Below are 25291 nucleotides of genomic sequence, written 5' to 3'. Positions count from 1 at the left end.
GAGAACATTGCGGCATTAGGCCTGCGTTTGTAGGCCTTTGCACGGGAGTGGTTTGATGAATTTGACGGCTTGCGATCGGGAGCCGATCCACATGCCTGGCGCAATCCAGCCGCATGGGCTCTTGCTTGTGGCCGACGGTACCAGTGGCGCGATCGTCGGTGGCGCCGGCAATCTGGAGGAACGCTTCGGTGGCGACTGGCTCGGACGATCCGTAGCGGACTTGCTGGGCATCGAGGTCGCGCAACGTCTCGAGCAGAGCGAGGAGCAGCGCTGCCAGCTTGGCTGGCTGAGCCAGGCGGGTGTCGATGGCGCTGCCGTGCGACAGGGCGCGCACTGGCTGATCCAGCTCGAGCCGGCGTCGGCGGACATGCGTGCCGTCGATGTCCTGGGTTGGATGGACGAGACCGGCTTGCAGTTCGAGCGGGCCGGCAACCTCGTCGAACTGTGCGAGCGCGCGGCCAAGAGCTTCAGCGACCTGACCGGTTACGACCGCGTGATGATCTACCGCTTTCTCGACGACGATGCCGGCGAGGTGATCGCGGAGTGCAATGCTTCGGGCATTTCCGGCTTCCGCAACCACCGCTTTCCCGGTTCCGATATTCCGCAGCAGGCGCGGGGACTCTACGTGCGCAATCGCGTGCGGGTTATCCCCGACGTGCATTACCAGCCCCAGCCGATCCGCCCGGCGGAGTTCGCGGGGCTCGACTTGTCCGACATCGACTCGCGCAGCGTCTCGCCGATCCATATCCAGTATCTGAAGAACATGGGGGTGAGCGCCTCCGCCTCCATGTCTATCGTGCGCGACGGGTTGTTGTGGGGCCTGGTCGCTTGCCACAACACCACCCCGCGCAACCTCGACATGGCGCAGCGCCGCGCGGCGCAGCTGGTCGCCGCCGGGCTCGCGCGCCAGATCGGCGCGAAGGAGGAGGCCGAGGCGTATCGCGATCGCATTCGCGTCCGCGCCGAAGAGGATGCGCTGCTCAGCCAGCTGAGCGAAGACGGCGATCTGTATCGCATGCTGTCCGGTTCCTCCGATGCCCTGAGGCGCGTATTCGGCGCGGACGGGCTGGCGATCATCCATGGCACCAAGCTGCATCTCGATGGCCGCTGCCCGGACCGGGACGACGTTCGCGAAGTCGCCCGCTGGGTGCGCGACAAGAGCGCAGTGCCGTTCTACACCAACGAGCTCGGCAAGGTCTTTGCGCCCGCGACTGCTTACGCCGATCACGCGTCCGGCTTGCTGGCGGTGACCATCTCGACGCAGGTGCCCACGATCCTGTTGTGGTTCCGCGCCGAGGAAGAACAGCTCGTGAAGTGGGCGGGCAACCCGCACGAGGGCAAGGCGATGACGCCCGGCGAGATGCTGACGCCGCGCGCGTCCTTCGAAGCCTGGTCACAGATCGTCCACGGCAAGTCGCGCACCTGGACCGCAGGCGAGGTGGAAGGGGCGCACCGGCTTATCGCCAAGCTCTACGAGATCCGCCAGAACATCCGCCAGCGCGAACTCTCCGAGAGCCTGCAGATCGCGCTGTCCGACAAGGACCGGCTGATCGAGCAGAAGGACACCCTGATCAAGGAGGTCAATCACCGGGTGCAGAACAGCATCCAACTGGTCATGGCGTTCCTGAACCTGCAGGCGCGCGCTTCTGCCGGCGACGAGGCCACGGTGCGCAGCCTGGAAGAGGCGCAGCGTCGCCTGTCCGCGGTCGGGCTGGTGCACCGGCGCCTCTACACCGACGACAATGTCGAGAGCGTCGATCTCTCTCGCTACCTGCAAGAGCTGGTGGACGACTTGCGCATGTCGATGGGGGCGGAATGGCGCGACTACATCTCCACCAGCTTCGCGCCGATCATGATCCTGGCGGACAATGCCGTCCATGTCGGGCTGATCCTGGTCGAACTGGTGATCAACGCGCAGAAGTACGCCTACAGCGGGCGACCGGGGCCGATCGCGATCTCGCTGGAGCAGCATCGCGCGCGCTTCCGGCTGATCGTGGCGGACCAGGGGCAGGGGCGGATTGGCAATCGCGAAGGTTTCGGCTCACGCATGCTGAAGACGCTCGTGCAGCGGCTCGACGGCGTCATCGAGGATGATGACAATCGGCCTGGTCTGCGGGTGATCTTCTCCGCGCCGCTCGATCCCAGCGGACGGATGACCAACTCGCCTCTGGCTTCGGTCGGGCTGGGCGCCTAGGACTTTCACGAGAAGGTCGCCGGCATAACGCACAGGTCGCGTGGCAAGGCGATAAATCCAAAAGTTGGGGCAATTCGGGCGTCAATAGAGGTCATGCCGACAGGCTGGAATTGCATTGGTGGCGGCGGCAGCAATCGGCCGCACCCGAACTTACGCTGCTGGACGATAATCGACAGACAGGGGCGCGAGACCCGGCGCCGGATCTGAACTGGTCGGCGGCGCGAATTACGCCATCCGAACGGGTCCTGCGTGGCGGACCCGTGTCGCGCCCCTCATATGCGTGCGGAGCGATGGTCCAGACATCCGGCAGCATGGGTATGCGCGTGGCTCATCTGCACTACGCGAGGGTGATCGAGAGTGCCCACGCACGGATCATGGAACCCTCGGGCGTCCTGTTCGCTTCTGCCTCAAACACAGGAGATTGCCATGTTGGGAAAGATCATCGGCGGGATTATCGGCGCACGCGCGGCCCGTGGTACTCGTGGAGTGGATGAGCCGGGCGGAGCGATCATGGGTGTTGCCGCCGTCGCCCTCGCGCGCCGCTTCGGTCTGCCGGGCATGATTGCAGCTGCCGCGGGCGGCTATGCCTTGAAGCGCTACAACGAACGCCGCCGGGTGACTCCGGGCAATGCCAGCTACAAGCGCGGCCCGGGTAACCTCTGACCCGGTTTCCGGTGAGCGTCCGGTCCTGAGCACGCACGTCCTCCTGACCGGCGCGAGCCGTGGCATCGGCGCCGCCATCGCCGATGCCCTGCGGGCCCGCGATGTGCTGCTGTTCGCGGCGTCGAGCGCCGATGCCGATCTCTCGGCCGAGGACGGACCGGATCGCCTCTGGCAGGTTGCGCTCGACCGGCTGGACGGCCGCGTCGATGTGCTGATCAACAACGCCGGCGTCTTCGAGGCTTCTCCTCTCGATGCGGAGGAGGAAGCGTGGATCGCGCAGTGGCGGCGCACGATGACGATCAACCTCGAAGCATCCGCAAGGCTCTCCCGTGCGGCCATCCTCGCCTGGCAGGCCTCCGGAACGGGAGGCCGCATCGTCAACGTGGCGAGCCGCGCGGCCTATCGTGGCGACAGTCCGGCGCACTGGCACTATGCGGCATCGAAGGCGGGGATGGTCGGCATGACCAAGACGATCGCGCGTGGTTATGCGGCGCAGGGTATCCTCGCTTTTGCGATCTGCCCTGGCTTCACGATGACAGGCATGGCGGACGACTATCTCGCCAGCCGGGGCGGGGACAAGCTGCTGGCCGATATTCCACTCGGGCGGGTCGCTCAACCCGAGGAGATCGGCCTGATCGCGACGTTCCTGGCGCTGGATGCTCCGGCTTCCATGACCGGTGCGGTGCTCGATGCGAACGGTGCCAGCTACGTGCGTTGAGTTGAGCGGCGACTGGCATGCGTCGACCCGGGCGCGCCGCGTTTCCGGCATCTCGAGAGCGTTCGAGCGCGGCCAGGGTCCGATCTGCTCCTGTCGTGCCGCAGCTGTTCCGGCTTGGTGAATCAGGTTCCTCTATGGCGGGTTCGTCACTGGCGGAACCGGGCCCGGATCAAGTCCAGGACGACGTTCCCCTATGCACCGGGGCGATCGCCATCACTTCTTCGCCGGTGCCGTCGCCATCAGCGCGTCGACGATCGCTTCCGTCTCCTCGGCCTCGAACGGCGCCCCGTACGCATCGCGCATTTTCGTGACCGTTGCGGTCCACTGCTTGCGCGTGAGGGGCGGCTGGTAGCGGACCATCGAGGTCGAGTGGCATGCCAGGCACGACCGGTTCAGCAGATCCGCGTGCGTACCTTGTCCGAAGGTCTCCTCATCCGCCGGAAGCTCGATCCTGGACGTTTCGATCCGCGTCAGGGCGGCGAAGCTTTGCGGCTCCGAAGCGGGTTGCTCGGCGGACGGTTGCGCCTGACAGCCGGTGAGCAGCAGCAGGGCGGTGACGGTAAGGGAAACGCGGCTCATCAGACGATCTCGATCGGGCAGGGCTCGACGCAGTTGCGCATGTATCCGCCGGGGTTCCAGTTGGCCTTCATTGGCTGGACCTGGCCCGAGCTGCTGGTGCAGCGGCTCATCAGCCTGACCGGTCCGCGAGCCGCGATGGCGACCTGGGTCTCGAAACGCCGGAACCCGTAGCGGCCCTGGTCCGGGCCGAGCTTGGCGTCGTGCCAGGACTTGCCGCCGTCGGCCGAGACCTCGACGCGCTTCACGCCGGTGTCACCGCCCATGGCGACGCCGCGCACCGGCAGGCTGGCGGCGATCGGCACTTTCGCGCCCGGCTCTGTGCTGGTGATCCACGAGCGCACGTTCATCGCGCTGATCGGCGTCTTGGGGAACTCGGTCGTGCCTGGCGGAACGTCGGCGTTCGGCGTGTCGGGGATCTGGTAGGCCTTGGCCATCCAGTAGTTGGTGTCCTTGCCGGCGAGCAGGTCGATGTGGTTGAGCGACTTGACCCAGTATGTCGAGTACCAGCCCGGCACGATCAGCCGCAAGGGGAAGCCATTGAGGAGCGGCAGCTGCTCGCCGTTCATGGCGAAAGCGACCATCACCTCGCCGTCCATCGCGTGGTCAAGCGCAAGCGACTTCTCGAACGCGTCCACTTGCGTCAGCGGCTTGTCCAACCCGCCGAAGCGCACGGCGGCTGCCTTCGGATCGATGCCCGCCTTATCGAGCAGCGTCTTGAGCGCCACGCCTTCCCAAATCGCGTTGCCCATCGCCCCATGGGCCCACTGCGCGCCGGGCACGCGCGGATCGAACAGGCCGCGGCTGTTACCCGAGCATTGGTTGACGGCCGCATAGGATATGCGCGGCAGCTTCAGGATTTCTGGAAGCGACAGGGACACCGGCTGCTTGCCGCCGGTGATCGTCAGGCGGAACGCCTCAGCATCGACATCGAGCGGGATGTCGGACCAATGCCAGCGCACGAAGAAGCGATCATTGGGGGTGAACACGCCTTGATCGAACACGCTCATCGGCGTCTCCAGCAGCGGCGGGCGATTACGCTGGAGGATCATCTCGCCCTTGCCGGGAAAGACGCTGGTGAGGGGGCGTTGCTCCGGTCCGCCAGCCATCAGCAGCTGCGCGACCTTGCCGCTTTGGGCGAGAGCGGTGCCGCCAGCGGCAAGCCCGAGCGCCCCAGTGGCGAGCAGGCGACGCCGTGCGAGCGTGCGGGCGAGGAGAGGGTCTAGACGGTCCATGATGGTCTCTTCTTAACCGGGTAAGTAGACTATCGCCAGCCACTCTCTCCTTCGTCATTCCCGCGCAGGCGGGAATCCATCTCCTGAGTTCGCATTCTACGCGGCCGCGCGTGCAGGAGCGGGTGAACCGCCAAGGCTGTGCGACAATCACCGCTGCGTAACAGGCTAGTCCAGGAGATGGATTCCCGCCTGCGCGGGAATGACGAAGGAAGAGGAGAGGTGCGTGGGGGTGACAAGAGGCGGGCCGCCCGTCATCTCACATCACCAACGGCCCATGGTTCAGCTGCGGCAGCACGTGCCGCGCGAACAGGTCCGCTTCGGCCGCGTGAGGGTAGCCCGACAGGATGAAGGCATCGATGCCCTCGGCCTGGTAGGCGCGCAGCTTGGCGAGGACCTGGTCGGGGTTGCCGACGATCGCCGCGCCGCAGCCCGAGCGGGCGCGGCCGATGCCGGTCCACAGGTTGTCCTCGACGAAGCCGTCACCGCCCGCCGCCGAACGTAGCTCAGCCTGCCGGGTCACGCCGACAGACGCGCTATCGAGCGACTTCTGGCGGATGGCCTCGCCGGCCTGGTCGTCCAGCTTGGAGAGCAGGCGATCGGCATAGGCCCGCGCCTCATCCTCGGTCTCGCGCACGATGACGTGGGCGCGGTAGCCGAACTTGAGCGTGCGGCCGTGCCTGGTGGCGCGGGCGGTCATGTCGGCGATCGTCTCGCGCACCTTGTCCATGGTGTCGGGCCACATCAGGTAGACGTCGCAGCCTTGCGCTGCCGCCTCGCGCGCGTCTTCCGAGAGGCCGCCGAAGTAGAGCGGCGGGCACTTGCCCGAAACCGTGCCGATCCGCGCCGGGGCGAGGTCGAGATCGAAGAATTCGCCCTTGTACTTCAGGTGCTCGCCCGAGAGCATGATCTTGAGGATCTGCATGATCTCCAGCGTGCGCTGGTAGCGCGGGCGGCTCTCCAGCTTCTCGCCGGGAAGGTCGGAGGAGATGATGTTGACCGTCAGCCGACCGCCGAGGATGCGGTCCAGCGTGGCGATGCGGCGCGCCAGCTGCGGCGGCCAGTCCTCGCCCATGCGCAGCGCCCAGAGCAGGCGGATGGTCCTGGTCAGCGGGGCGATGGCGCCCGCGAACATCGTCGTGTCGATGCCGAGTTGGTAGCCGGATGGCAGCAGGATGTTGTCGAACCCGCCTTTCTCCGCCTGCAGCACGATGTTGCGGCAATGCTCCCAGCTGGACGCCAACATCGGGTCGGGTACCCCGAGGAACTCGTAGTCATCGTCGCACAGCGCCGAGAACCAGCTGACCTCGCACGTCTTATCTTCACTCATGGCAGAGGCTCTCCCTTGGCGGCGACCAGCACGCCATACCAGCGCGCCCGGGTCCAGCGGACCTTGAGCGCGTCGGCGGCTTCGGCGATCCGGTCCGCCTTTTGTGATCCGACGATGGGGATCGGGCGCGCGGGGTGCGCCATGATCCAGCTGTAGGCGGCCGCGGTGCGCGACACGCCGAACTCCTCGGCCACCTCGTCCAGCGCGGCGGCAGCGGCCGTTGCGCGCTCGTCAGACGGGTTGGCGATGCGACCACCGCCGAGCGGCGACCAGGCGAGCACGGCCATGTCCATGGCGATCGCCTGGTCCAGCTCGCCGTTGTCGATGGGCGCGAGCTTCAGCGGCGAGAACTCGGGCTGCGTCGATACGATCGGCAGGTCGAGGAACTGCTGCAGCGTCGCGATCTGGCTGACGGTGAAGTTGGAGACACCGAAGCTGCGGATCTTGCCTGCCTTGTGCGCCAGCGTGACCGCCTCGGCGATCTCGCTCGGGTGCGTGAGGATGTCGGGACGGTGGATCTGCCACAGCTCGACCCGATCGGTGCCGAGCCGCTGGAGCGAGGCGTCGATTGCGCTGGTCAGGTATCCGGCGCTTGAATCGTAGGGCACGCCCATGGAGATGCCGCCCTTGGTGGCGATCGTGAACTTGTCCCGCAGCGCAGGATCGGTGGCGAGCGCCCGGCCCAGCAGCGCTTCGGACGCGCCGAAGGGCTCGCTGTTGTCGGGGCCGTAGATGTCGGCGGTGTCGATCAGGTCGATCCCGGCTTCGAGCGCGGCGTGCAGCAGCTTGACGACGGCGTTCACATCGTCGCCGCACAGGCGCCAGTTGCCCCAGGCGAGGGCGGAGACCGTCAGGCCGCTCTTGCCGAGCGGACGGCGGCTTTCCGGGGGAGGAAGAAAGGTCATGAAGGTTCCTGTCAGGCGATGAGATCGGGATTGATCGCGGCCACCGAAGCGCGCTCGACCAGGTCGTGCGGCAGGCGGCGGTGGGTGAGCTGCGCGCCGCTCAGCAGCAGCTGCGTGGCGGCAAAGGCAAGTTCGCGGGTGGGCTGGTTGATGGTGGTCAGCTGTGGCCAGACCATGCGGGCGATCGTGGTGTTGTCGAACCCGGCGACCGAGAGGTCTTCCGGCACCGACAGGCCCATGTCGTGCGCCACCGAAAGCACGCCGGCAGCCATGTCGTCATTGCTGGCGAAGATCGCGGTGGGGCGGTCGGGCCGCTTCAGAAATTGCCGGGCGGCGTCGACGCCGCTGTCGAAATCGAACTCGCCGGGCAGGACCAGCGCCGGCTCGAATGGCAGGCCCGCGCGATCGAGCGCGCGGCGGTAGCCGAACAGCCGCTCCTCCGATGCCATGTGGTTGGTGTCGCCCCGGATGAAGCCGATCTGCCGGTGACCCTTGGCGATCAGGTAGCTGGTCATGTCGTCGGCGGCTTGCGCATCATCCATGAACACCGAGGAGGTCAGGGCGTGATTGGTGCCGGGGGAGATGCGCACGAACGGGATGTCCATGCCTTCGAGCGCTTTGAGCACCGCCTGGCAATCGGTCACCGGCGAGGACAGGATCACGCCATCGACATGCGTTTCGGTGACGAGCCCGCGCACCTGCTCGCCCACCAGCGCGTCGGTCACGTCTACGGGCTGGGCGAGCAGGCGCGAATTGGCGCCCTGGCAGGCCTCCCAGCAGCCCATCTGCACCTGGTTCATGTAGTAGGGGCTGTGATTGTCGTAGATCAGCGCGACCTGGCCCGACTTGTTGCCGGCGAGGATGCGCGCGGCGACACTCGGCCGGAACTCCAGCTCGCGCATCGCCTTTTCGACGCGCTCCTTCGTGTCCTGGCTGACATAGCGGTGGCCGTTCAGCACGCGGCTGACCGTCTTCACCGACACGCCGGCGAGGGCGGACACGTCCTTGATGTTGGAGCGGTCGCTCACTGCACCGTCTCGAGCGTGGCGAACAGCGGCGCGAACCGGCTTTCCGGGCGGTAGAACACCGGCGGCTGGCCATAGGGGCTGTCGACGAAGTGGGTGCCGGGCGCGAAGTCCTTGCCCGACCACAGATGACGCCAGGGCTGCTCGCCGGGCAGGATGACCGAGCGGCCGGTGACCTTGGCCTGAACGATGGGCGCCACCAGCATGTCGGCCCCGTAAAGATACTGGTCCTGCACTGCGAACAGCGGCTCCTCGAAGTAGTGGAGGAACAGTGGGCGCTGCACCGGCAGCCCGGTCGCCACCGCCTCATCGCTCAGGTGGCGCACGTAGGGGGCGAGGATCGCGTGGACTTTCGACATCGCCGCGAACTGCGCCAGGATGGCGTCCGAGCTGTCGATCTGGAGGTTATCGTCGGGGCGGTTGCCCTCGTGGCTGCGCATCACGGGTGAGAAGGCTCCCAATTCGCACCACCGCATCAGCAAGTCGGCGGTGCGCACGTTGCCGTGCAGGCTGGTGTAGCCGCCCACGTCGCTGTGCGAGCAGGCGTTGCCGACCAGGCCTGCGGACAAGGCGGCGGTGAGGACGGTGCCGATGCCGTCATGACGAGTGAAGTCGACCGACTGGTCGCCCGCCCACAGCAGGGGACAATGCGCCTGCACGCCCGAGAAGCCGGCGCGCATGAAGAACATCGCGTCGCCCGTTTTGCCGCGCGAGGCGATGGCTTTGGCGTTGCACTCGGCCCAGAGCACTGGCCAGCGGTTGTGCATCAGCATCGGGTCGCTGCCGTCGTGCAGGCGCAGATCGACCGGCAGGTACTCGCCGAAGTCGGCCATCCAGCCGGACAGCCCGAAGTCCAGCATCTCGCGCCCGATCACGCGTTCCGCGAACCAGTCCAGCGCGGCCGGATTGGTGAAGTCGACCACGCCGCAGTCGAACTCGCCGAAGTCGACCAGGTACGGCGCGTCGCTGTCCTGCCGCAGCGCCAGGTAACCGGCGGACAGGGCCTCCTGGTACTGCGCACCGTCATCGGCGAGGTAGGGGTTCACGTAGCCCAGGAAACGGATGCCCTTCGCGGCTAGTTCGGCGATGCGGTCGGGCAGGGCGGGGTAGCGAGCGGGGTTCCACGACCAGTCCCAGAACAGGCGACGGCCGAAGGTGGTCTGGCGAATGCCGATCCAGTCCTCGCACCACAGGCCGCTGACCTGCGCGCCCGCTTCCAGGATGCGCTCCAGCCGCGTGAAGCTTGCCTCGCCATGCTTGAGGCCGACGATGGCGCCGCCGATCGCCCAGTCGGGGAGCGGCGGCTGGCGGCCGAAACGGGTGCTGAGCTGGCCGACGAGGCCGGCGATCGTGTCGTCCGCGAAGAACTCCAGGCTGAACGCGCCTTCCCAAACCTCGATGCGGTGCCGCGCCGGATCGGAGAAATCGAGCACGCTGTAGGCGCTGCTGTCCAGGTGGCAGGCGATGAGGCTGGAGGTGAGGAACGTCGGCTGGGGATAGTTGGTCCACCAGTAGTCGCCGCCGGCCATGCCCTGCGCGTCCATCAGGCGGGTCAGCTCGGTCGACTTGTCGCGGCCGACGCCGGGTTCGCTCGTCCAGATCGGGAACCGGCGACCCGAGAGGTCGAGGTAGCTCATCTGCTCGCCACCGCCCCAGACATGCTCGCCAGGCTGCGCTACGAGGTTGATCCAGACGCGGTCGAAGCCGGGCTGCAGCGTTTCGATGCGCAGGCTGTCGCCAGCCGCGCTGAGACGCAGCATGGGCGGTGCGCCGGGCGCAGCGGAGAGCAAGGCGCTTTCGCCGTCCATCTGCGCGAAGGCAAGGGCGGTGCGTTCCTGCGGCGTGTCGGTGATGTCGAAGTTGCCGCGCACCATCGTGACAATCGGCTGGCCCTTCGCCACGAAGATCGCCGGGGCTGCGGGAGTGCTACGCAGCACCTCGCGCCCTGCATGGTGGCAAGAGAGCCAATCGTAACCGGTGGCGATGGTCAGAGGCAACGATCCGGCTCCCTTGCGTTCATGCGACCCGAGGGCTTCGTGTAGCGAGCCTTCTATGACAACGCTTGACAGAAATCGCGACGACGATCAAGAGGCGAAGAGTTCAGAGACCCTAAGCCACGAGGCTCGGGCTCGTTGCCAGGGAGGGAAAACTCATGGTTCATACACTACGCAACACCGCGGCCCGCCGGGTCGCTTTCGCGCTTTCCGCGTCCGCAGCGGCCATCGTCGCGGCAAGCCCCGCGCATGCGCAAGTCGACGAGATTGTGGTTACAGCTCAGAAGGTTGAGCAGAATATCCAGGATGTACCGATCGCGATCAGCGCGGTCACCGGCGATGCTTTGGAGCGCGCCGGCGCCAAGAGCCTGGAAGATCTCACCAGCATCGTCCCCTCGGTGACGTTCCGTAAGGGGACCACCAACGCCAACAGCGCGATCGTCATGCGCGGCGTCGGGACGATCAGCTTCTCGATCGCGGCCGAGCCCAGTGTGTCCACCGTTGTCGACGGTATTGTTCTCAGCCGTTCGGGCCAGTCGTTCCTCGACCTGGTGGACTTTGATCGCATCGAAGTGCTGCGTGGACCGCAGGGCACGCTGTTCGGCAAGAACGCGTCCGCCGGTCTGGTCAACATCGTGTCGAAAGGCGGCACCGATACGTTCCAGGCAGAGGCGCTGGTCTCCGGCACCACCGACGACGAATACCGTGGCCGCCTGACCGTCTCGGGTCCGATCGCCGAGAACCTGACCGGCCGTCTGACAGGCTTCTACGGAAACTTCGACGGCAACATCAAGAACACCTTCTACGACAAGACGGTTAACGGCTACGAGCACTACGGCGCGCGCGGCCTGCTCGATTGGGAAGGCGACGGCGCCAAGGTCCGCGTGATCGCCGATTACTTCAGGGCCGATGACGATTGCTGCGCGGAAGTGACCGGCGTCTCGCGCGGCACCGTGCTCGACCGTGAGCTCGGCATTGTGCCCGAGGGTGAGGACACGCGCCGCGTCAACCAGAACCTGATCACGCGCTCGCTCGACCGGCAGTGGAGCGTGACGCTCAACGCCGACATCGACACTTTCGCCGATCACACCTTCAGCGTGATCACCGGCTATCGCAACTGGAAGAACACCGAGATCCGCGACGGCGACTTCCTGCCGCGTCCACTTGTTCCGTTCGTCGAGAACGGGGTGCTCGTCAGCGCTCCGCAGTTGCATGACCGTGGCACGGTGGAGACCGACCAGGTCAGCGCCGAAGTGCGCCTTGCCAGCCCTCAGAACCAGGCGCTCACCTATCAAGTCGGCGGCTTCATCTGGTATTCGAAGAACCGGCAGGACTTCAACCGCAGCGACGTGACTTGCGCCACGTCGACCTCGCCGATCGACACGGTAACCGGCGCGCAACCGTGCAACCTGGCCGATACCGTCAACACGTTGTTCCCCAGCGCCACGTCCGAGAGCAACGTATCGTTCCGCAACTATGCGGTGTTCGGCCAGGCGACCTACGAGTTCACCCCGGAGCTGCGCTTCACCCTCGGCGGTCGCTACACGCACGACGAGGTCAGCTTCACGCACTTGCGTGGACCGTCGCGCAACCTCACCAATGGCGTGATCACGCCGGGCGCGGGCCTCTCGACCGTGGGGGCGGGCGGCACGATCGCGACGGGCGGCAACGGCACCAACCTGTCGCGCGGAGAGACCGACGCCGACAACTTCTCCGGCAAGGCGGTGCTGCAGTACGACCTGGCCGAGCGGGCTATGGTCTATGCCAGCTACACCCGCGGCTACAAGGGCCCGGCGTTCAACGTGTTCTTCAACCACGTCGCGCCGACCAACTCGACGCCGATCGATCCCGAGAAGTCGAACAGCTACGAAGTGGGTCTGAAGAGCCAGTTGTTCGACCGCATGCTGCAATTGAACGCCACCGCGTTCCTGGTCGACTACAAGGGCTTCCAGGCCAACAACTTCGTGCTGCTGAACGGCGCGGTGGTGACCAACCTGACCAACGCCGGCTCGGTCCGCTCCAAGGGCTTCGAGGTCGATGCGACGCTGGCGCCGCTCGAGGGCCTGAGCCTGCGCGCGAACTTCGCCTATGCCGACGCCAAGGTGCGCAAGTTCAACCCGAACCCGCTGACCAATGCGCCCGACGCGCGTGACGGCACTCGCCTGCCGCTGGCGCCCAAGTTCAGCTACACCGTCGGTGCCGACTACGACGTCGATGCCGGCCCGGTGAAGCTGTACCTGTCGAGCGACTGGCACCACGTCAGCCGCCAGTTCTCGGACCTGGGCGAGAGCGGCCCGATCGACCCCTACGGCATCTGGAACGCCAGCGTCGGTGTGTCGGACCCGGAGGACAAGTACCGCCTGACCGTGCTCGTCCGCAATATCCTGGACGACAGCTACGTGCTGCTGAACACCACCGCCGGCCAGCGCCTGATGATCCCGCGCGACGCGGACCGCTATGCCGGCGTGAACTTGCGAGTGCGCTTCGACTGAGGACCCAAGGCGGGGGAACGCCTCCTCATCGGCACATCGCGAAAACCCCCGGCGTCTCTCTCCCGCCGGGGGTTTTCTTTTGCGCTCAGGTCAGAACGTATAGTTCACGCCAACGCCGACCTCGCGCTTGGGCGCGTACTTGACGCTGTCGCCGCGCACGTTGGGCACGTAGTCGGTGAAGTATTCGGTGTTGGTCAGGTTGTTGCTCCAGACCGAGAAGGTGAAGCGGCCGCTCGGCTCCGTCCAGCCCAGGCTGGTGTTGACCAGCACGAAGTCGCCCTCTCGCGAGAAGTTGCCCGGCTGCCAGTACTTGGCCGAGGCGTAGGAGGAGGAGACCGAACCGTTCAGCCGTCCGCCCGCCAGGTCGCCCTCGTAGGCGAGGCGAAGGTTGGCGGTAACCTTGGGCGTGCGCACCAGCCGGCTGCCAGAAGAATCGAACGGCACGATCACTTGCGACACCACCGGCCCGGTCGCGCCCGGGATCGGGGCGACCACCTGCGAGGTGGTGAAGCGGCTGTACTTGGCCGTCGGCTCCCAGCCGATGCCGGCGTTGAACGAGAAGCCGCCGCCCAGCCGCCCATCGGCGTTGAACTCCAGCCCGCGCATTTTGGCGCTCGCCGCGTTGCTGAGTGTCAGCTGGAGCGCCGGCGGCGTGCCGACGAACGAATAGGCGCTCACCTGGATGTCGGTGTACTTGTAGGCGTAGGCGGCGGCGGTCAGGTTGATCCCGCTCACCCGCGCCTTCGCGCCGACCTCGAACGCGGTGACCTTCTCCGGATCGACCGGGATGCCCAGCGGCGAGTAGGCGTTGTAGACACCGCTCTTGAACCCGGTGCTGGCCGAGGCGTAGACGTTCGCGTCGTCCGAGAAGTCGTAGCGCGCCACCGCCCGCCAGGTCGTGCTGTTCCAGGTCCGCTTGCGATCGACTTGCGGCGCGGCGAGGTTGACCAGGTTCTGCCAGCGGAACTTCTTGGTCTCGGAGTTGTAGCGCAGCCCGCCGGTCAGGTGGAACTGGCCCAGGTTCGCGGTGACGTCGGCGAACCCGGCATAGGCGTCGCTCTTCATCTTGTTGGTGAAGTTCGACACGATCGTGCCGCCTGGCGAATCGCCGCTGACGGTGCGGAAGTAGGGGTTGCCGGCGTCCGAGTGCCAGTAGAACGCGCCCACCAGCCATGAAATCGTGCGATCGGCCCCGCCGGAGAGGTTGAACTCCTGGCTGAAGCCGTTCTGGTACTGGCTCAGCTGGTTCGAGCCCGTCGGCAGGTTGGTGCGGTCGGTGTCCGACTGGGACTGCACCTCGACATGGCGATAGCCGGTGAGCGAGCGCAAGTTGATCTCGTCGCTCAGGCCCCAGTTCGCGTCTAGGCTGAAGCCGTAGCCCTTCAGGTCCGCCCTGGGCTGGGTGACGCTGGCGTATCGGAACGGCGCGTTCGCCACCGAGCCCGGTCCGGGGAAGGGGTTCAGCCCACCCTTCACCATCGAGATGAACACCGAATCGTTCTGCTGCTTCCAGGTGTCCGCGGCGAGCACGGCGGAGAAGTTGCTGGTCGGCTCCACCAGCAGCTTGCCGCGCACCATGTAGTTCCGGGGCGCGCCGTAATACTCGCCGTCGTTCCCCGCGATGCCCTTGATGAACCCGCGCCCGCGCCGCACCGCGCCGCTGAGCGAGCCGGCGACGCCCTCTGCGATCTTGCCGGTAAGATAGGCGTTGGCGCGTAGTTCGCGGTAGCGGAAGCCATAGTCCAGCGCGAGCGAGCCCTGGGTATCGAACGAAGGCTTGCGGGTGACGATCTTGATCGCGCCGCCCGTCGCGTTGCGGCCGTAGAGCGTGCCCTGCGGACCTTTCAGCACCTCGATCCGCTCGACATCGGCGAGATCGAAGAAGCCGGAGATCGGCGTGCCGAGCGAGATGTCGTCGAGGTAGACCGCGACGTTGGTCTCGTCGCCAGGCGAAGTGCCGGTCGACTGGATGCCGCGGATGATCGGCAGGAAGCCAAAGCCGTTGTTGACGGTGACGATCCCCGGCGTGGTCTGCTGCAGGTTCACCGTCGAGAATACGCCCGAGGTCGTGAGCTGCTCGCCCGAGATCGCGGCGACCGACATCGGCACGTCGAGCAGCCGCTCGTTGCGCTTCTGCGCGGTGACGACGATCTCGCCGCTGTCCTCGGTGGCCGATCCAGCCTGTCCCGGCGCGACTTGCGCAGCGGCGATGGTCGCGTGGCTGGCGCAAACGGCGGCGGCAGCGAATATGGCTTTGCGCAAGTGGTGTCCTCCCCTGAACCGATCCCGGCGCTTCCTTGTGGAAGTCGCCACGCCCTGACGGCGGATCGGATGGATGGCTCTGCTCCCATGCACCGCGCTTGTCTAGACGGTTGTCTAGTCTGTGGCCGTACATCGCGTCAGCGGCGGGATCGTGAAGGACCATGGTGCCGGCTACAGGATTCGAACCCGTGGCCCCCTGATTACAAATTTGAGCGTCTATGCGCTCCCGTAGTTCCCAGTTGTTCCTCTTGCCGCTGAAAACTGCGCCGAAAGCTCCAAGTCCCGTATCGCTTTTGTTCTTACTTGTTCCCCGTTGTTCCGCTATGGTGGGTGCACGGTGGGTGCCGGAACCTTGGAGTTGGTGGTCTTGGCGACTGGACGAATAACGAAGCGCGCGGTGGATGCTGAAAGCGCTACCGGCACGAAGCACTTCCTGTGGGACGATCAGCTGCGTGGCTTCGGCTTGCAGATTACCGCCACCGGGGCCAAGAGCTACATATACCAGTACCGGCTGGGCGGTCGAGAGTCGCTGAAGAAGCGCTACACGATTGGTCGTCATGGCTCGCCCTGGACCCCAGACAGCGCGCGTGCCGAGTGCAAGAGGCTGTCCCTGCTGGTAGCTCAAGGCATTGATCCATCCGCGACGGATCTTGAACGGCGGCGCCAGGCCGTGGATCTGGCCTTCTCGGCCTACATCAAAACCTTCACGGACGGCTACCTCAAGGCTCATTGGAAGGGCTGGTCGGACGCCGAGCGCTTGCTGCGCCGCGAACCGCTCAAGGTGCTGCAGCACAAGCCCATGCCCACGATCACGAAAGCTGATATAGTGGCGGTGCTGGATCAGTTCGCGGGAAGGCCGGCCGTCGCTCGCTTGGCGTTCTCGACCCTCCGCAAAATGTTTGCATGGGCCGAGGGCCGCGGCGAGATCGATCGTTCGCCGATTGGTGCGGAATTCCCGGCACCGAAAGCTGTCCCGGCTCGGAGCCGAGTCCTGAGTGACGAGGAGCTGGCGCTTGCGTGGCGCGCGGCGGGCACCCTGGGCTATCCATTCGGCCCGATTTATCAGTTGCTCATGATCACGGCGGCTCGACGGGACGAGGTCGCCGAGCTGCGGTGGTCCGAGCTTGATCAGAAAACCGGCGAATGGACCCTTCCCTCGGATCGGGCGAAGAACAACCAAGCGCACATCGTGCCTCTCGCAGACGAGGCGGTGGCTATTCTGGATGAAGTCGCCCGCACCCTAGAGCTAGATCCCGACGCGCCGCCGCTGCGGCCCGTCTCCTGGCCGAAGACGGGGCTTGTATTCACGACCACGGGCAAGACCCCCGTGTCCGGCCACTCCCGTGGCAAGCAGCGACTAGATGCCGCGATGACGGCTCTTGAGTACGAGCGGGCCGCCAAGGCGGAAGAGAAGCCAGCTGAGATCGCATCCTGGCGCATTCATGATCTCAGACGGACTGCCGCAACCGGGTTCCAGCGCCTGGGCATCCGCTTTGAAGTCACCGAGGCGATCTTGAACCACGTCAGCGGCGCGCGCGGCGGTGTCGCAGGCGTGTACCAGCGTCACGACTGGAAAGCAGAGAAGCAGACAGCGCTAGAGGCTTGGGCGCGTCATCTCGCGGGTCTGATAAACGATGAGGCAGTGAACAACGTCCTGCCGCTGAAGCGGAGGGTGGAAGCATGATCCTGCCGAACAATGATCTCCCATTCGAGGTCCTTATAGACGCCGGCAATCCTAACGGAGCCGATTGGCCCGATCACAAGCTGGTACACCCTCAAGACGCTGTTCTTTGGATTGCGACTGGACGATTTTACTCTGGCCCTGAGTTCCCGGTGCGAAGCTGGTGGCAATTCTGCGATTATGACGCCTCTGAGATGGAGCGCGAAGAAGGACGATTGGAGCTAGCCGAGGAAATGCTCGGCCATGCTATCGAGACCGGTCGCATCCGCATAGCGCAAGTAGACAACCTTGGCACACGGGTCGAAGGTTTGAATTTCAGAGCTAACCGGCTTGTGGCGTTAGACTTCGAAAAGCTGTCCAACTGGCGGTTCCATCTATCGTCCGATGATGGGCTCGCACTGTATCTTACGCCCCCCAAGGAGGACGGTTCACCGTGGAGTGAAGAGTGGGACGACGACGCGGACTACTTCGTCTTGGAAGAGTTTCTTCTATTTTGGGAAGATCTATCTTGCTTGAGAAAGCACACGAGGCCGCTCAGTATCACTGTGAGCGATAGCTCGCTTCAGTCATTGCGCAGGGCCAATTTAACAAGCGAGACGGCGGTCGGTCGCAGTATGCCGCCCCAGGCGCAAACGATGAGCGAGCGCAGAGGCCGGCGCCCGCATCCTAATGGCGCGGCAATTGCGCGCTTTCTTCATCGGGTGATCGCATTTGGGATTGAAGCAGCGACCGCCGAGAAGAACGAGGAACTCGGCCGCTGGCTTTTGGAGGAATATAACCACGTTGTGCCCGGCAAAGGCCCCAGTCTGCGCAATGCTTCATCAGACGCCCGGGATGCGCTTGACGCTTGGATTGCGGGAATGGCGCAAAAGTCTGAGGAATAGCGCGCAATTGGCGCAAACCGCCAGCGTAACTTTCGGCGTGAAATGCGCCACATATTTAGGCCTTTGCGCCAATTGCGCGTCCTAGCGAAGTAGCCTCCGTTCACGCCATGTTCCCGGTCGTAGCTAGCAGTTCCTGCTCGTATCGACCGGAGGAAACATGGGCGTTGCCCTAGATACCCACCAGGCCGCGATCCGCACCGGCCTTGCATCATCGACGCTGCGCAAGCTGCGTCTCACCGGCGCTGGCCCCCGCTTTCTGAAGCTTGGCCGCGCGGTCCGCTACCGTGAAGCGGACCTTGAGGAATGGCTGAGCGCCCGCTCGGTTGTCAGCACTTCTGAAAGCACTGCCGCGTGACTGCGGCCGACGGCGTAGCGCCACTCGCGCTCATCAACCTGCGGCTCGATGGCGGGACGCAGCCCCGCGACCACTTCAACGATGCCGTCGCTGAAGACTATGCCGAGGCCCTGGCCGACGGCGCGGTGATGCCTCCGGTGATCGTCTACTTCGACGGCACCAGCTACTGGCTCGCTGACGGCTTCCACCGGACCGAAGCGCATCGATTGATCGGCGCATCGACGATCTTGGCGGACGTTCGCCAAGGGACGCAGCGCGATGCGGTCCTGTATTCCGTCGGCGCCAACGCGAGCCATGGATACCGGCGCACAAATGCCGACAAGCGTCGGAGTGCACTAAGGCTGCTGAATGACCCCGAGTGGTCTGCGTGGAGCGACCGCGAAATTGCTCGCCGATGCGGGGTTAGCGCACCGCTGGTGGCAAGCCTTCGGCCCGAAGCCGACGAAGTAAACCCTCGTGCTGGCGACGTTCGGACCTTCCGCAAACCCGATGGCACCGAAGCGCAGATGCAGGTCGCCGCGATTGGCAAGTCAAAGCCGAACCTGCCGCTCATTGCGGGTCGGCGCGCCGAAAAGAAGCCAGATCTCGCGTTCGCGACCTGCGATGAAGCCTGCGTGCCGACCGCTGCGCGGATCACCGGACTCAGCACACGCAACATCACCGAGCTTGCTCGCGCTGGCGAGATCGACGGCGCGGTCAAAGACGGCGGCTCTTGGGTGATGCCGACTGCCTCGCTTGTGCAGTTGGTGGAGACGAGCCGTTCCGACGAGCCAGCGCCCGCCACGACCCCGCCACCAGCGCCGATGGTTTACGATCACGAAGCAGGCGAACTTCGCCTCGCCATGGTCGACACGATCGACACGATCACATCTTGGCCGTCGGTGGACCGCGCCCTTGCGACTTGGGCTTCATCCCTAGGGGGAGCGCTGGACGAACAAGCCGTCGCCCGCGCTGCCGATTGGCTCGCCGACTTCGCCGCGCGCTGGCCGGCGCTGGCCGCTCAACGAAACACCCGAATTGCACGGCTTTCCCAGGAGACCGAACGCCATGTCGCTTAACAAGATCGTCGCCGACGCCATCGAGGCGAACGAAGCCGCAGGCGTCATCGACCGGCACAACGCCATCAATGCCGCGATGCCGCAAATACTGGCCGACGAAGAACTCACAGAGATGTGCGTGCGGAGTCACCTGTCCAAGGTGATCGCGAGCAACGTTAAGAAGCGTCGGCGTGAACGCGGGAAGACCACGCTGGAGCAGAACAATCTCTTCGGCCTGATGGACGCGCACCCGATTGGCGACAGCGAGGGCTTCATCAAGCGCACCGAGGCACTGACGCGCGCCGAGTTCAGAGAGATCATCCGCATCCGTCAGGATCAGGTGACGGCCGATCTTACCTACCTCAAGCGCCTCCGCGATGCAGAACTTGAGACCCGCGCTGTTTGGGATCGCCACCCCGATTGGACGTGGGGCCAGGTCGAGGCCGAGTATTCCCGCCAGCACGCGAAGGCAGCCTAACATGGGAGACGTTCACGTGCTCAGGAAAGAGATGGCCGACGTTTTGGAGGCGGCGCTCACCCCTTCCCCGCCTGCGAAACGCTGGGACCGCCCGCTCGGAATGCCGCCGTCAATCGAGAACCGCAGCCCCGATGAGCTGAACATCGACGACGCGTATCAGCGCAGCATCGACACAGGGCCAAGCCGCGCGCTCATTCAGAAGATCGCCAAGGGCTGGGACTGGCGGATGTGCCTGCCCCTGGTCGTGTCGAAGCGCGACGACGGCTCGCTCTGGGTACTGGACGGCCAGCACCGCCTCGCCGCCGCCAAGCTCCGGGGCGACATTCCCTACCTCCCGTGCTGCGTAAGCATCTACGGCGGCATCCAGGCCGAGGCTTCGATGTTCGTCGCCATGAACCGCGCCAGACGCGCTATCAATCGCCTGGACGACTTCCACGCTGCTATCGCTGGTGGTGACAACGATGCACTCATCGTGGCGCAGATGGTTGAGGCGGCCGGCTTCACCATCTCGCGCAAAACCGGGTCCGCAGCCTGGGCTCCCGGCGAAGTCGCCTTCACCTCCGCAATCAATTCTATCCGGCGAAAACACGGCGAGCGCGTCTGCAGGGTCGCGCTCGAAATGATGGCGCAAGCCTTCCCGGGCCAGCGACTGAGCGCCGGCTCGTCCATCTTCACCGCGATCTGCCGCATCATTGTCAACCCGCCGCGGGATCTTGATCAGGCTTGCTTGGCCAAGGCGTTGCAGGCGTTCGACATGGCGGGGTGGTCGAGCTTCCTCGCCGCGATCAAGGGTGGAGACACCCGCGCGCAACGTCTCCGTGAAGTGCTTCTGCTGGCCTACGAAGACACGAGGCTCGCCCGGGCATGAGCAACCGCAGCGCGCGACTAGATCGATGGGTGCAGAGCCAACGTGAAAGATGGTTCGCCGAAGGCTTCAAGGCGGCGCGAGAGCAAGCGGCCAAGGTGATCCTTGTGGTTGCCGAGAGCGAAGATTGGCGGCCGGAAGACGCGCGAATGGCAGGCGTCAAAGCTGGGCGAGCAGTCCGAATGCTCCACCGCGCCGCCAATCACGTGCGCAACATGCCACGACAGAAGCTGCCACCGCCTCACGCCACCAAGGATCTGGCCCCCTTGCCACAGCCTGCCGCCAGCGAGGAGGCAGTCACCTGATGGAGATCCCCGACAAGCCGCTGTCGGAGATGACTCAGACCGAGCGTGGCGAGTTGGCGCGCGAAGCGCGCGACCGCTACGATCTGTCTGACGTAATCGGCCCGTACACGAAGCTGGAACCCCGCGGCGCAAGCCGATCTGAGAAAGTCGGACTGTGCCCGTTCCACAACGAGCGCACGCCAAGCTTCGAGGTAAACGACGACAAGGGCACCTATCACTGCTGGGGCTGCAAGGCTGGCGGCGACGCCATCCACTTCCTGATGAACATCAAAGGCATTCGCTGGCGCGAGGCCGTGGAATGGCTGCTTGGTGCTGAGCTTCCCCGGGTTTCACCTGAAGAGCGGGCTAGGCGCAAGGCCGAGGATGAGCAACGTCGTGCTGGTCGCATCGCGCTCGCCCGGGCCATCTGGAACGGAGCCGGCCCACCGGGTCGAACGCCGGCAGAGGTCTACGCCCGCTCGCGCGGTATAACCATGCCGCTTCCAGACACGATCCGCTTCGCGATGACGCCGCGGTGGTACGATCCCGAAAGCGGGGAAGCAGGGCGCGACTATCCTGCGATGGTGTGTGCGCTGCAGGACGCGGCCGGCGCCATCACAGCCGTTCAATGTGTGTACCTCCAGCATGGTGGCCGCGAGAAGTATCGGCGCATCCGAGAGGGTCAGGCTGTCCCAGCAAAATTGACTTGGGGAGTGCTACCTGGATCGGCCCTTCGCCTTGGCCCTGCCTGTGATCGCATCACGCTCTGCGAAGGACCGGAGGATGGCCTGACGCTGGCGCAAGAGATGCCCGACCGTAGCGTGTGGGTGTCGTGCGGGACGGCGATGCTGCACCAGATCGCGTTGCCACCTGAGGTGACGGCGGTGACGCTCGCCGGCGATAATGGAGAGGCCGGCCACAAGGCCGTTCTACGCGCGATGTCTGCCTACCGAGCGCACGGCCTCGGTGTCGACAGCGTGTTCCCCGCACCATCCTTCAAAGACTGGAATGACCAGCTGAACGGCAAGGGCAGATGACAGAAGCTGCAACAGTTACGCGCATCGCCGAACGGTTCGACCATCGCCCAACTGATGAGCGCACCCGCATCATCGAAGTCAAGCCAGACGCGCTCCACCTGATCGCCACCGAGGCCGAAGATGCCTTGGTCGAGGCAGACGCTCCGCTTTACGTGAGGTCGGGTGGGGGCGGCATTGTGCGCCCGGTCATTGACGAAGTGGACGCATTCCACTCCAGCCGCACCAAGGTCGCTAGGCTTTGCTCCGTCGGGGCCGACAATCTCACGGACTACCTGTGCCGCGTTGCCCATTGGGTGAAGTACAACGCTAGGCAAAAGGGTTTAGTCCCGACCGACCCCCCGCCCGCTGTCGCCAAGATGATCCTTGGGCGAGAGGGTGAGTGGCAGCTGCGGGTGATTGCCGGGGTAATTACCACCCCGACCATGCGACAGGACGGCTCAATCCTGTGCGAAGCCGGGTACGATGAAGCCACCAGGCTCCTGCTTCTAGACCCTCCGACGCTCCCGCCTATCCCCGATCGGCCTACAAAAACTCAAGCTCTCGAAAGCCTGCTGATCCTCGACACCCTGCTAGACGAGTTTCCTTTCGCCGACGCGCCGAGCCGATCGGTAGCCCTCTCGATGCTGATCACACCCGTAGTCCGCGCCGCGCTGAAGGCAGTGCCCTTGCAGGCCACGACTGCACCGGTGGCGGGCTCCGGTAAGAGTTACATCGTCGACATCTCATGCTGCATCGGCACTGGCCAGCCAGCGCCGGTGATCGCAGCTGCTCAGAAGGACGAGGAGACAGAGAAGCGGCTCGGTGCTGCGCTTCTAAGCGGTCAAGCCATCATTCCGATCGACAACGTAAACGGGCAGCTCGGCGGTGATCTCCTTTGCCAGATGATCGAGCGGCCCGTCGTCTCGCCTCGAATTCTCGGCTTTTCCAAGCTGGTCAATATCGAGAACAGGGCCACGGTCTTCGCCACTGGCAACAACATCCAAATGGTCGGCGACATGACGAGGCGCGTGGTCCTGTGCACGTTAGACCCGGGCATGGAGCGACCCGAACTGCGCAAGTTTGAGGCGAAACCAGTCGACATGGTGCTCTCAGACCGCGGCAAATACATTGCCGCCGCGCTGACAGTGTGCCGAGCTTATGCGGTGGCCGGCTATCCGGATCAGTGTCGGCCGCTTGCATCATTTGAGGACTGGTCGCGTGTCGTCCGGTCGGCCCTTGTCTGGCTCGGGCGCGAAGATCCAGTCGCGACGATGGAAGCGGCAAGGGCAGATGATCCGGTTACTTCGCTACTCAGGACACTGTTCACCTCTTGGTACGAAGCCACGGGCTCTAACTGGATGTCGGCGGCTGAATTGAAGCGGACGGCCGAGACTACGAACCCACATGGCGGATACAACCGGCCCGATCTGAACCAAGCCCTGAGAGATGCTGCGGCCGATCGAGGCGGCACGATCGACGCGGGCAATCTTGGCCGCTTCCTCGGGAGGCACAAGGGGCGCGTGATCCAAGGCCTCAAGCTCGTCAACGACAATGATCTTCACGCTAAATCAAAGCTTTGGCGGCTCGAACGACTGGAAACGGCAGCATGATCGGCAATTCTGATCTGCGGGTGTTGCGGGTGTTTGCGGGTATAGTTTCAACCGACGCGGGCGATTTCGCACTGCTAAATTCTAAAGAGCGGCTGAAACAACACCCGCCTATACCCGCAACACCCGCAGAACTCAGCTTGGTCGATTGGGGCTGCTGTAGAAGGCGCTGCCGATTGAGCGGAGCCGTGTCATGAGGGGGTCGCTCGGACGCTTTGCGACCCTGATGCAAGAGCCCGATCCGGCGAAGGCCCGACGCGCCGCGCGCGAGGCGTGGCTCACGCACGGGCTCATCCTGATCAACCCCGAATGGCTGAACGGTTGGGCCGATCGGCGCCAAGCCGAACTTCTGGCCGAGAAGTGCCATGGCAAAAGGAAGCTGAAATGACGGAGGACGAAGCCGGCGATCTCGCTGGTGCGATTGCCGAACGTGCCTTGGCGGCTACCGGTGACCCAATCGATGCCTTGCTGTTGCTGTTCCAAGCCGCGAGCGCCTTGTGCCTTTCGCAGCTGACACCTGCGGAGTTCGCATTGATCGCTTTCGACGGAGCATGCGTCACATCGACCGAACGCCTGAAGGAAGTCCTTGGCGTGAGCCAGACGAGGAATTGACCGTGGCCGGTGATCCATCTCGGCGACCATCGAATGAGCGGGTCCGCTTCGACATGAAGCTCGATGCTAAGGTTTGGCTGGAATGCAGCAATTGCCTCGGTGATGGCTGGACCTTCAATGGTCACCACTTCAGGCCCGATGCCACGCGCTCAGTTGCCAAGATCACGTGCGCTTACTGTGCCGGTCTTGGCGCCGTGCAGGTCGAGACGATCTGCTGCGGGCCGAACAGTCGGATCGTATCAGAGCCCCGAGGGTGGGCAGTTCCAAAAACTGGGGGCAAGTGATGAGTAGCGCAGAGATTTGGTGCATCCTGCAAATGTCCGGCGGCCGTACACTGGCGGTCACCCGCTCGCTTCGAGCCGCCGGTTTCGACGTCTGGGCGCCGACCGGGATGATGCGTCGAGCACGGCCTCGATCGCGCAAGTACCGTGACGAGCCAGTAGCGCTGGTGTCGGGCGTTGCCTTCGCCCGCTTGGGGGATGCGCCCCGCTTGGCTGCAATCGTGCAGGCGCCGGTTCAGGAGCACCCGCCCTTCTCGCTGCTGATGCAACGCGGCACTTACGGAAAGGTCACCGACGCGAGCCTTGACCCGCTGCGCCAGTACGAGATGGACAAGGCCGCCGAGTGGGTCGACTTTGTTGCTGCTGAAGAGCAAGCGCGACTTGAGAAACTGAGGAAGAAGAAAGGACGCAAGCGCGTCAAGGGCCGCCTGAATGCAGCACGTTCCTACATCCTGGGGCAGACCGTTCGTGTCGAAGGTCCAGCCTTCCAGGGGCTCACTGCCAAGGTCCTCGAGAGTAAGAAGAAGGGCACCCTTGTGATCGATCTCGGCGGCATGCTGGGGCAGCTTACTGTTGAGACTTGCGATGTCTGCCCAGTTCATGTAGATGATGCGCAGCCTGAAAAGGCTCCGGTCACATGATGACCATGACGAGAGGCATAGCCGGCCCCTAGCTGGGCGTAGCAACCCTCGCCACCACCCCCTCAGATGCGTCGCGTCGAGGGGTGTTGGGCGGCGTGGCCCCCTCCCCCGCATTGCTCGGCCAAACTGCACTGTAAAGACTTACAGTGCGCCGCAGAT

General features: G+C 64.8%; 23 protein-coding genes. 16 read left to right on the top strand and 7 right to left on the bottom strand.

What is annotated here, in order from left to right; genetic code table 11:
- Positions 1 to 55: 55 nt before the first annotated feature.
- The 3 genes from HNO88_RS07915 (at position 56) to HNO88_RS07905 (ending at position 3575) form a co-directional block, all read left to right on the top strand.
- Complete coding sequence (locus tag HNO88_RS07915; protein WP_184243840.1) at positions 56 to 2194, top strand: histidine kinase dimerization/phosphoacceptor domain -containing protein; 2139 nt, start codon at positions 56 to 58, stop codon at positions 2192 to 2194.
- 426 nt (positions 2195 to 2620) lie between these two features.
- A complete protein-coding gene (locus HNO88_RS07910) occupies positions 2621 to 2857 on the top strand; it encodes a hypothetical protein (protein WP_184243838.1) in 237 nt (78 codons plus the stop codon).
- A 25-nt stretch (positions 2858 to 2882) separates the two neighbouring features.
- The gene (locus tag HNO88_RS07905) at positions 2883 to 3575 is read left to right on the top strand and encodes an SDR family NAD(P)-dependent oxidoreductase (RefSeq protein WP_246381372.1); all 693 of its coding nucleotides are present in this window, start codon (positions 2883 to 2885) and stop codon (positions 3573 to 3575) included.
- Between the two features lie 213 nt (positions 3576 to 3788).
- On the opposite strand, the gene HNO88_RS07900 is transcribed toward HNO88_RS07905, so the two are convergent.
- The 6 genes from HNO88_RS07900 to HNO88_RS07875 form a co-directional block, all read right to left on the bottom strand.
- Entirely contained in the window at positions 3789 to 4154 is a 366-nt protein-coding gene (locus tag HNO88_RS07900) for a cytochrome c (RefSeq protein ID WP_184243835.1), read from the bottom strand.
- On the bottom strand, positions 4154 to 5386 hold the full coding sequence (locus tag HNO88_RS07895; RefSeq protein ID WP_184243833.1) for a molybdopterin-dependent oxidoreductase: 1233 nt from the start codon (positions 5384 to 5386) through the stop codon (positions 4154 to 4156). Before HNO88_RS07895 ends, HNO88_RS07900 begins: the two co-directional genes overlap by 1 nt.
- Before the next feature lie 256 nt (positions 5387 to 5642).
- On the bottom strand, positions 5643 to 6713 hold the full coding sequence (locus tag HNO88_RS07890) for an LLM class flavin-dependent oxidoreductase (protein WP_184243831.1): 1071 nt from the start codon (positions 6711 to 6713) through the stop codon (positions 5643 to 5645).
- Complete coding sequence (locus HNO88_RS07885; RefSeq protein ID WP_184243829.1) at positions 6710 to 7618, bottom strand: aldo/keto reductase; 909 nt, start codon at positions 7616 to 7618, stop codon at positions 6710 to 6712. Before HNO88_RS07885 ends, HNO88_RS07890 begins: the two co-directional genes overlap by 4 nt.
- Before the next feature lie 11 nt (positions 7619 to 7629).
- Positions 7630 to 8646 carry a LacI family DNA-binding transcriptional regulator gene (locus HNO88_RS07880; protein ID WP_184243827.1) on the bottom strand — a complete coding sequence of 339 codons (1017 nt, stop codon included), beginning with the start codon at positions 8644 to 8646 and terminating at the stop codon, positions 7630 to 7632.
- Positions 8643 to 10640: an alpha-glucosidase gene (locus tag HNO88_RS07875; RefSeq protein ID WP_246381335.1), complete on the bottom strand. Its 1998-nt coding sequence runs from the start codon at positions 10638 to 10640 to the stop codon at positions 8643 to 8645. The genes HNO88_RS07880 and HNO88_RS07875 overlap by 4 nt, the downstream gene beginning before the upstream one ends.
- Positions 10641 to 10795: 155 nt before the next feature.
- On the opposite strand from HNO88_RS07875, the gene HNO88_RS07870 reads away from it, so the two are divergent.
- Complete coding sequence (locus HNO88_RS07870) at positions 10796 to 13129, top strand: TonB-dependent receptor (RefSeq protein WP_184243825.1); 2334 nt, start codon at positions 10796 to 10798, stop codon at positions 13127 to 13129.
- 90 nt (positions 13130 to 13219) lie between these two features.
- On the opposite strand, the gene HNO88_RS07865 is transcribed toward HNO88_RS07870, so the two are convergent.
- A complete protein-coding gene (locus tag HNO88_RS07865; RefSeq protein WP_184243823.1) occupies positions 13220 to 15391 on the bottom strand; it encodes a TonB-dependent receptor in 2172 nt (723 codons plus the stop codon).
- Between the two features lie 337 nt (positions 15392 to 15728).
- On the opposite strand from HNO88_RS07865, the gene HNO88_RS07860 reads away from it, so the two are divergent.
- From HNO88_RS07860 to HNO88_RS07805, 12 genes are all read left to right on the top strand, one after another.
- Positions 15729 to 17075 carry a tyrosine-type recombinase/integrase gene (locus HNO88_RS07860; protein WP_312857016.1) on the top strand — a complete coding sequence of 449 codons (1347 nt, stop codon included), beginning with the start codon at positions 15729 to 15731 and terminating at the stop codon, positions 17073 to 17075.
- Positions 17072 to 17956, top strand: coding sequence for a hypothetical protein (locus tag HNO88_RS07855; RefSeq protein ID WP_184243819.1), 885 nt, complete (start codon positions 17072 to 17074; stop codon positions 17954 to 17956). Before HNO88_RS07860 ends, HNO88_RS07855 begins: the two co-directional genes overlap by 4 nt.
- Positions 17957 to 18113: 157 nt before the next feature.
- Entirely contained in the window at positions 18114 to 18311 is a 198-nt protein-coding gene (locus HNO88_RS07850) for a helix-turn-helix transcriptional regulator (RefSeq protein WP_184243817.1), read from the top strand.
- Positions 18308 to 19369 (top strand): ParB/RepB/Spo0J family partition protein, encoded by a 1062-nt coding sequence (locus HNO88_RS07845; protein ID WP_184243815.1) that lies wholly within the window; start codon positions 18308 to 18310, stop codon positions 19367 to 19369. Before HNO88_RS07850 ends, HNO88_RS07845 begins: the two co-directional genes overlap by 4 nt.
- Positions 19329 to 19826, top strand: a complete 498-nt coding sequence (locus tag HNO88_RS07840; protein WP_184243813.1) for a hypothetical protein — start codon at positions 19329 to 19331, stop codon at positions 19824 to 19826. The genes HNO88_RS07845 and HNO88_RS07840 overlap by 41 nt, the downstream gene beginning before the upstream one ends.
- A 1-nt stretch (position 19827) precedes the next feature.
- Positions 19828 to 20694, top strand: coding sequence for a DUF6551 family protein (locus tag HNO88_RS07835; protein ID WP_221419888.1), 867 nt, complete (start codon positions 19828 to 19830; stop codon positions 20692 to 20694).
- The gene (locus tag HNO88_RS07830) at positions 20691 to 20996 is read left to right on the top strand and encodes a hypothetical protein (RefSeq protein WP_184243809.1); all 306 of its coding nucleotides are present in this window, start codon (positions 20691 to 20693) and stop codon (positions 20994 to 20996) included. The genes HNO88_RS07835 and HNO88_RS07830 overlap by 4 nt, the downstream gene beginning before the upstream one ends.
- 53 nt (positions 20997 to 21049) lie before the next feature.
- Positions 21050 to 22012 carry a CHC2 zinc finger domain-containing protein gene (locus HNO88_RS07825; protein WP_246381333.1) on the top strand — a complete coding sequence of 321 codons (963 nt, stop codon included), beginning with the start codon at positions 21050 to 21052 and terminating at the stop codon, positions 22010 to 22012.
- Positions 22009 to 23601 carry a hypothetical protein gene (locus tag HNO88_RS07820; protein ID WP_184243807.1) on the top strand — a complete coding sequence of 531 codons (1593 nt, stop codon included), beginning with the start codon at positions 22009 to 22011 and terminating at the stop codon, positions 23599 to 23601. Before HNO88_RS07825 ends, HNO88_RS07820 begins: the two co-directional genes overlap by 4 nt.
- Positions 23602 to 23824: 223 nt before the next feature.
- The gene (locus HNO88_RS07815) at positions 23825 to 23986 is read left to right on the top strand and encodes a hypothetical protein (protein WP_246381331.1); all 162 of its coding nucleotides are present in this window, start codon (positions 23825 to 23827) and stop codon (positions 23984 to 23986) included.
- The gene (locus HNO88_RS07810) at positions 23983 to 24210 is read left to right on the top strand and encodes a hypothetical protein (RefSeq protein WP_184243803.1); all 228 of its coding nucleotides are present in this window, start codon (positions 23983 to 23985) and stop codon (positions 24208 to 24210) included. The genes HNO88_RS07815 and HNO88_RS07810 overlap by 4 nt, the downstream gene beginning before the upstream one ends.
- Before the next feature lie 283 nt (positions 24211 to 24493).
- Positions 24494 to 25132 (top strand): hypothetical protein, encoded by a 639-nt coding sequence (locus tag HNO88_RS07805; protein ID WP_184243801.1) that lies wholly within the window; start codon positions 24494 to 24496, stop codon positions 25130 to 25132.
- The last annotated feature ends 159 nt before the right edge of the window (positions 25133 to 25291 follow it).

The sequence above is a fragment of the Novosphingobium chloroacetimidivorans genome, from assembly GCF_014204535.1.
GTDB lineage: Bacteria > Pseudomonadota > Alphaproteobacteria > Sphingomonadales > Sphingomonadaceae > Novosphingobium > Novosphingobium chloroacetimidivorans.
This window is presented reverse-complemented; position numbering and strand designations above follow the sequence as displayed.